At 64.4% G+C, this 4,471-nt stretch carries 6 protein-coding genes; 5 read left to right on the plus strand and 1 reads right to left on the minus strand.

Translation table 11 applies throughout. From position 1 onward, the window contains the following. From EOA29_RS26400 to tatB, 5 genes are all read left to right on the plus strand, one after another. Nucleotides 1–450, plus strand: a 450-nt coding sequence (locus tag EOA29_RS26400) for a glycoside hydrolase family 3 N-terminal domain-containing protein (protein WP_145969805.1), incomplete at its 5' end; no start/stop codon positions are given. A 63-nt stretch (nt 451–513) separates the two neighbouring features. After that, nucleotides 514–1,314 (plus strand): ScpA family protein, encoded by an 801-nt coding sequence (locus EOA29_RS26405; protein WP_126095872.1) that lies wholly within the window; start codon nt 514–516, stop codon nt 1,312–1,314. Continuing rightward, entirely contained in the window at nt 1,311–2,066 is a 756-nt protein-coding gene (gene scpB, locus EOA29_RS26410) for an SMC-Scp complex subunit ScpB (protein WP_126093399.1), read from the plus strand. Before EOA29_RS26405 ends, scpB begins: the two co-directional genes overlap by 4 nt. 181 nt (nt 2,067–2,247) lie before the next feature. Continuing rightward, nucleotides 2,248–2,466: a twin-arginine translocase TatA/TatE family subunit gene (locus tag EOA29_RS26415; protein ID WP_095815328.1), complete on the plus strand. Its 219-nt coding sequence runs from the start codon at nt 2,248–2,250 to the stop codon at nt 2,464–2,466. A gap of 83 nt (nt 2,467–2,549) precedes the next feature. Continuing rightward, a complete protein-coding gene (gene tatB / locus EOA29_RS26420) occupies nt 2,550–3,536 on the plus strand; it encodes a Sec-independent protein translocase protein TatB (protein WP_127221826.1) in 987 nt (328 codons plus the stop codon). 26 nt (nt 3,537–3,562) lie between these two features. On the opposite strand, the gene EOA29_RS26425 is transcribed toward tatB, so the two are convergent. Further along, nucleotides 3,563–4,312: an SDR family oxidoreductase gene (locus EOA29_RS26425; RefSeq protein ID WP_127221827.1), complete on the minus strand. Its 750-nt coding sequence runs from the start codon at nt 4,310–4,312 to the stop codon at nt 3,563–3,565. Between the last annotated feature and the right edge of the window lie 159 nt (nt 4,313–4,471).

Consider the following 4,471-nt stretch of genomic DNA (forward strand, 5'->3'; position numbering starts at 1 on the left):
GTCGATACACCGCTCGCCGCATTACGGCGACGCGATTTCGCTCCATTCAAGGCGCTCAATCACCTGCCGATGGCGATGACGGCGCATGTCGTTTACAGCGCTGTCGACCCGGACAATCCGGCGACAACCTCGGCCAAGGTTGTGAGCGAGGTGATCCGAGGCGAGATCGGCTTCGATGGGCTCCTGATGAGTGACGACACGTCGATGAAGGCACTTTCTGGGGATTTCCCGTCAAAGGCGGCCGCGATCCTTGCGGCAGGTGTCGATCTCGTTCTTCACTGCAACGGCGTTTTCGAGGAAATGTCCGGCATCGCGTCGCGCACGACGGCCCTCGCAGGCAAGTCCTTGGCGAGGGCGGAGCGGGCACTGACCTATATAAGGAGCCGCGACGTCGCCGACGAAACCGCGATACGCGAGGAATTCGCCACCTATTTCGAAGCGGTGGCCTGAACCGAAGGGATGGAAGGGCAAGTGGCGGAGACATTGGACAGCAAGGCCGCGAAGGCCGCACCGATGGACCGTCTGTGGGCCGAGAACGACGATTCACGCCTCACTGGCGATCCTTCGCTGGTGGTCGACGTCGCCGGTTTCGAGGGGCCGCTCGACCTTCTCCTGCATCTGGCGCGCAACCAGAAGGTCGATCTCGCCCGCATCTCGATCCTGGCGCTCGCCGAGCAGTATCTGGCTTTCATCGAGAAGGTGAGGGCGCTGAGGCTGGAGCTTGCGGCCGACTATCTCGTGATGGCGGCGTGGCTCGCCTTCCTCAAGTCGAAGCTGCTGATCCCGAAACAGCCAGGCGAAGAGGGCGAGAGCGGCGAGGAACTGGCGGCGGTGCTGCAATTCCGGCTGAAGCGGCTGGAGGCGATGCGCGATGCCGCGGCGCGGCTGGTCAACCGCAACCGGCTCGGCCGCGATGTCTTCGCGCGCGGCATGCCGGAAATGGTCATCATCGAGAAGCGCAACGCCTATTCGGCTTCGCTCTACGATCTTTTGACCGCCTATGCGCAACAGCGCCAGCGGCAGGCGATCAACAATGTGACGATCGCCCGGCGCGCCGTCTGGTCGCTTAAGGACGCGCGCGAAGTGCTGGCGCGGTTGATCGGGACGGTCAGCAACTGGACCGCGCTGGACAGCTTCCTGATCCAATATCTGGCGACGCCGGAAGAGAAGCGGACGGCGGTCGCCAGCTCCTTCGCCGCGACGCTCGAAATGGTGCGCGAGGGGAAACTGGAAGTGCGGCAGGATCAGGTTTTCGCACCGATCTATCTGCGCGGCCGCGCGCAAGGGGTCAAGGCAGTCGAGGTGGTATCATGAGCGAACGCGCCAACGCTTCGGTCATCCCGTTCAAGGTCGACGACGAACCGGAAGACGAGACGGCCGAACTGGGCTCTATCGAGAACCTCGCCGAGCGGCTGCAGTTGTCGGAAGCTGTCCGCATGGCCGAGGCGATTATATTCGCCAGCGCCGAGCCGGTCAGCGAAAGGCAATTGGCGGCGCGCCTGCCCGACGGCGTCAATATCACGGCGGCAATGGCCGATCTGCAGGAGATCTACGCCAAGCGCGGCGTCAATCTGGTGCGGGTCGGCGATGCCTGGGCATTCCGCACCGCCGGCGATCTTGCGTTCCTGATGAGCCGGGACTCGGTCCAGCAGCGAAAGCTCTCTCGCGCGGCGCTCGAGGTGCTGGCGATCATTGCCTATCACCAGCCGGTGACGCGCGCCGAGATCGAGGACATCAGAGGCGTCGAAACCTCCAAGGGCACGCTGGACACGCTGCTCGAAACCGAATGGGTGAGGATGCGCGGCCGGCGACGCACGCCCGGCCGTCCCGTGACCTATGGCACCACCGACGCCTTCCTCGACCATTTCGCGCTGGAGGAAATCCGTGACCTGCCCGGCATGGAAGAGCTGAAGGGCGCCGGGCTCCTGTCGACGCGCATGCCGTCCAATTTCTCGATGCCCGTCCCGCCTGCCGATCCGGATGCGCTGACCGAGGACGAGGATGCGCTGACCGATATCGACCTCGAGGAACTCGGATTGCTGACCCCGCGCGTCACGGAAGAGTGACGCAAAAAAGCCGCTCTTGGGTGCTCAAGGGCAGGACTGCGCCGATTCGTAGCAAGCCGCCGACGCCGAAAGTGCGTGACATCGGGCAGCCATTTTATCAACTTCACTGCGGTTGTGTTTGAATCCCTGAGCGAAAACGCATAGATCATCGCCGAGGGAAAACATTCAAGAGAGACAGGCAATGGGTTCATTTTCGATTTGGCACTGGATGATCGTGCTGGTCATCGTGCTTCTGGTGTTCGGCCGGGGCAAGATTCCCGAGCTGATGGGCGACATGGCCAAGGGCATCAAGAGCTTCAAGAAGGGCATGGCTGACGACGACGTCGACGACAAGCGTACCGTCGAGCACCGCGCCGACGAGACCGTTTCGCCGGGCAAGGAAAAGGTCAGCAAGAGCTGAGCCCGGTTGTTGCTTTGTACATGCCGTTAGCCCAAAACCGCTTCGCGCTTTTGGGCGGCATGCACTAGTCGGAATAGATTGCCATGTTCGAAGTCGGTTGGAGCGAGCTGCTGGTGATCGCGGTCGTCATGATCGTGGTCGTCGGGCCGAAGGATCTGCCCAACATGCTGCGCACGTTCGGCCGCACCGCGGCGAAATTGCGCGCGATGGCGGCTGACTTCCAGAAGCAGTTCAACGAGGCGCTGAAGGAAGCCGAACTCGACGACGTCAAGAAGTCGGTGGACGAGCTCAGGGGCCTCAGCCCGGTCGCCGAGATCCGCAAGCAGCTCAATCCGTTCGAACAGGCGGCGGCCGATGGCTCCGGGCCCGCCGTGGGCACCCGGGTTGCGGCTTTGGTCGACCAGGCCGGCTGGGCCGAACGTGTCGCCGTTCCGACCGACCGGCTCGCCGTCCTGCCGGACGAAGTCAGCTTCGCCTCCGCAGCCACGCTTCCGGTTGCTGGCACGACGGCGCTGAGGACGTTGCGCCATGGCGGCGGCCTGGCCGGCCAGCGGGTTCTGATCACCGGCGCAAGCGGCGCGGTCGGTCGTTTCCAGATCCAGATCGCCCGCGAGCAGGGCGCGCACGTGACCACGGTCGCCGCCTCCCGGCACGACGAGGATCTGCGTCGGCTGGGAGCCGGGCAGGTTGTCGAACAGATCGAGCTGGCCGAGGGGCCGTTTTCGCTGATCACCGAGTCGGTCGGCGGCGAAAGCCTCGCGCACGCGATAGAACGCGTCGCGCCTGGCGGGGTGATCGTCATGTTCGGTTCGAGCAGCGGCGAACTCACGCCCGTCGGGTTCCGTCAGTTCGTTCCGGGTCACGAGGGAGCGAGGCTGCAGACTTTCGCCTACTACACTTCCGGCTCCGGCATTGGCGCCGACATCGCCTGGCTGCTTGGCTTAGTCGCGGCTGGCCGGCTGGAAACCCGCGTGGCCTTGACGGTGCCGTGGACGGAAATCGCCCAGGCCCTGGACTCGCTCAGACAGCGCAGCATCAGCGGCAAGGCTGTTCTCACCATAAGTGGATGAGCAGCCCTTAGCTTGAAGTCAGCCGCTCAAACGTGCTGGCCACCGTTGATATGGATTTCGGAGCCGGTCACGTAGGACGCCTGCGCGGTGCACAGGAAGAAGATGATGTCGGCCACTTCCGACGTGGCGCCGAGCCGTCTCAGAGGAATCGTCTCGACGATCTTGTCGGTGCCCGGCGACAGGATCGCCGTGTCGATCTCGCCCGGCGCGATCGCGTTGACGCGGATGCCGTGCGGGCCGAAGTCGTGCGCCATCTCGCGCGTCAGCGAGCCGAGCGCCGCTTTCGATGTCGCGTAGGCCGTGCCGGCGAACGGGTGCACCCGGGTGCCGGCGATCGAGGTGACGTTGACGATCGATCCCTTGGCCGCGGCGAGTTCCTTGAACAGCCCCCTCGCCAGCATGATCGGCGCGAAGAAGTTGACCTGGAACACGTCGCGCCAGACATGCATCGGCGTGTCGATCGAATTCATCCGGCTGCCGTCCTTCAGCTTCGGCGAGATGCCGGCATTGTTGACCAGCGCGTGCAGTTGCCCGCCATGCGCCTCCAGCCGGTGCCGGATTTCCGAGACGGCGATGCCAACATCCTCCTGGTCGGCGAGATCGACCTTGATGTGGTCCTCAGGCCCGGCTGGCCAAGGACAATCCTCGGCGAAAGCCTGGCGCGAGCAGGTGATGACGCGCCAGCCCTCGCGCGAAAAACGCTTCACCGTCGCATGGCCGACGCCACGGCTGGCGCCGGTGAGCACGATGGTTTTTCTAGGGTCGGTCTCGGCCATGGCTTGATCTCCGGCCGGACATGTAGCCGAACGCGCTCGCCATTGCGAGAGGCGAGTTTGCCGCTCAACCGCCGCCGAGGATGTCGAGGATCGACGTCTGCCGCCGTTTCTTCGGGCCGCCGACGTCGCCGGGCGGCACCGGATGCCCGACCGACGCGG

Source organism: Mesorhizobium sp. M1E.F.Ca.ET.063.01.1.1, from assembly GCF_003998155.1.
Classification (GTDB): Bacteria; Pseudomonadota; Alphaproteobacteria; order Rhizobiales; family Rhizobiaceae; genus Mesorhizobium.

Bases quoted from the DNA above. Each gene is read 5' to 3' on its own strand.
- EOA29_RS26405 (WP_126095872.1), top strand. From the start codon at position 514: ATGGACCGTCTGTGGGCCGAGAACGACGATTCACGCCTCACTGGCGAT.
- scpB (WP_126093399.1), top strand. From the start codon at position 1,311: ATGAGCGAACGCGCCAACGCTTCGGTCATCCCGTTCAAGGTCGACGAC.
- EOA29_RS26415 (WP_095815328.1), top strand. From the start codon at position 2,248: ATGGGTTCATTTTCGATTTGGCACTGGATGATCGTGCTGGTCATCGTG.
- tatB (WP_127221826.1), top strand. From the start codon at position 2,550: ATGTTCGAAGTCGGTTGGAGCGAGCTGCTGGTGATCGCGGTCGTCATG.
- EOA29_RS26425 (WP_127221827.1), bottom strand. From the start codon at position 4,312: ATGGCCGAGACCGACCCTAGAAAAACCATCGTGCTCACCGGCGCCAGC.